The 2,353-nt window shown below is 70.8% G+C and carries 3 protein-coding genes; all 3 read right to left on the bottom strand.

Features of this window, described 5'->3' with window-relative positions:
• On the bottom strand, nucleotides 1–671 hold a 671-nt coding region (locus ACWCO3_RS34045), incomplete at its 3' end, for a DUF305 domain-containing protein (RefSeq protein WP_450014076.1).
• Nucleotides 672–740: 69 nt separating this feature from the next.
• Nucleotides 741–1,685, bottom strand: coding sequence for a DUF1996 domain-containing protein (locus tag ACWCO3_RS34040; RefSeq protein WP_357937743.1), 945 nt, complete (start codon nucleotides 1,683–1,685; stop codon nucleotides 741–743).
• 248 nt (nucleotides 1,686–1,933) lie between these two features.
• On the bottom strand, nucleotides 1,934–2,353 hold a 420-nt coding region (locus ACWCO3_RS34035), incomplete at its 5' end, for a C39 family peptidase (protein ID WP_358167955.1).

The following is a 2,353-nucleotide window of genomic DNA, read 5'->3' as shown; positions in this document are numbered from 1 at the left end:
TGGTCGCCGCCCCGGTACGCGTGGAGCGCGTCGTGGGCGACCGGGTCGTGCCGGTCCTGGACGACCAGGTCATGCGGGAGTACCGCGAGGTTCGTCGCCCGGACCACCGCCCCGGCCATCGCCGTGGTCGCCGGGTGGGCCCCGGCGTGCTGCTCCGCGCCGGCGATCCGGGCCGCCTGCGCGAGGTGCGCGCGTAGGTGCCCGGCGAGCAGCCGGTGGAATGGCGACCCGGTGGCCGCCCGCAGCGCGGTCACCTGCTCGGCGGTGACCATGCCCGGCATGTCGTGACCCTCGTGCGGGTTGGTCGTCGGCGCACCGGCAACTGCCAACAGCCGGCGGGCCCGGTCCAGGTCGGCGCGCTCGGTGGCCTCGACCTGGGCGGCCAGACGTCGCCAGGCCGGGTCCGTGGTCCGCGCCGGCACGAGTTCGAGTACGGGCAGCAGGCGTTCGGCCATCGCCACCGTCAACTGGAGCCAGGCGACGTCGGTGGGGCTGAACGACCCCGGCGTACCCGTCGGTGCCGGCGCGACAGTCGGTGGCCGGGCCGGTGCCAGGTCGACCGCCGGTGGCTCGGTCGGTGCGATGCTGGTCGGGTCGCGGGGCTGCCCGGCACCGCAGCCGGCGACGAGCAGGACGGCGACGAGCACTGTAGATGCTGCTGATCGGCGCATCCGACCTCCTTCCCGCCAGGGCGGCGGGCCCATGTGACCGGGCCCGCCGCCGTGGTGTGCACCTGTCGCTCAGATCGGTCGGCCGTCGTGACCGCACTTGATGACGGGACGGATGCAGTCCTGGACCCGGCGGGCCATCTCCGCCACCGGCCAGGCGTTGAAGAAGTCGCCGTGCATCGTGTAACCCGGCCCGGACGCCAGCCGGAACCGCGACGGGTCACCGGTGACCGGGTACCGCAGCACCTGCCGCAACTTCGGCACGTGCACCGGGTGGGTGCTCGGGCAGGCCTGGTTCACCGGGTACGCCAGGTGGCTCTTGTGGTCCGCCGAGTCCAGGTCCCGGCCGTTCCAACACTGCGGGAAGTCCAGGTACGACTCCAGCATCGTGCCGGACGGGCAGTTCACGAAGTCCTTCGACGGCGGCACGTGCCCGGCGTGCAGGCACGACCAACGGGCGATGCTGTCGTTCGGCCCGGTGGCCTTCGCGTTGCCGGCGACCAGCCGCAGCCCCAGCGGGAACGGCTGGGTGTTCGCGACGACGTCGGAGCGTACGCCCTCGCCCAGGTAGTAGAACGTGGCGATCGCCGGCTCCACCGGCACGTTGTCCCGGTACAGCGTCGGCACCCAGTAGGACGAGACGTCCACTCGCGGGTTGCAGGTGGTGGGGGAGTTGACCAGGTCGGGGAGCGTGGTGCGGGCGTTCGTCACCGTGCTGCCGAAGAAGCTGTGCATGTGCGATGCCCCGGGCAGCCCGGGGAAGATGATCGGGTCGTCCGGTAGCCGGTGGCTGTAGGTGCAGTCGGCGGGGAACTCGGCGACCCGGATGACGTTGGTGCCGAAGTCGCCATCGGCCCGGTCGGGTGCGGCGTCGGCCCGGTCGGCTCTGGTCGGGGCGGCGTCGGCCTGGCCGGTGGCGGACACCAGGTACGTGCCGAGTAGCACCAGCAGGGCGCCGATCGCCGTGACGATGCGCAGGCGGCGGTGGGTGCCGGATAGGGGTGCGGCCCTGTCCATCTCGTGACTCCTGTCGGGGGGACGGGTCAGGGTCGGCTCCGACGCCGCCGCCGAAGACGTCGGGGATAGCCCTGGCCAGTTGTGGTGGCGGCCGGTTCCGGCCGATGCGAGAGAGCGCTCTCACCACCCACAAGCCTCACCGCAATGTCGAAACTTGTCAATACGTTGCGCAGTTGGTGGAAAACGACGACGAAGGGCCGGGCCCCGTGGTGGGGTCCGGCCCTTCGTCGTTCGTGTGCTGGTGTGGTTTAGCTGGTGGCGTAGCCGCGGGTGGCGATCCAGTCGGCGAGGTGCTCGACGGTGATCTGGTAGGAGGCCTGGTTGGGGTCGGCGGAGTCGGCGATGGTGACGGTGTTGCCGTTGTCGCGGTAGCCGACCACGCTGATGTAGTGCCCACCCTCATAGGAGTGCGTGGTGCCGTCGGTGTCGGTGCTGGTGCCGGCGATGTTCGCGACCACGGCCCGGCCGTCGTCGACGGTGCGGACGATGTCGGCGCGCAGCTGATCGGTCTGCTTGGCGTCGGCGTCGGGGTTACGGATCTCCACCGAGTGGTAGGCGTCGTTCTTACCGGTCTCCTTGTTCAGCACCGGGGTGATGTCGTTGATCGAGTTCGTACCGGCCTCGGTGGTGCCCATCTCCTTGGCCATCGCGTCCACGTTGATGTCCTT

Source organism: Micromonospora sp. NPDC002411 (assembly GCF_053592955.1).
The sequence above is the reverse complement of the archived record's forward strand: the minus strand, read 5'-3'. Positions and strand labels throughout refer to the sequence as shown.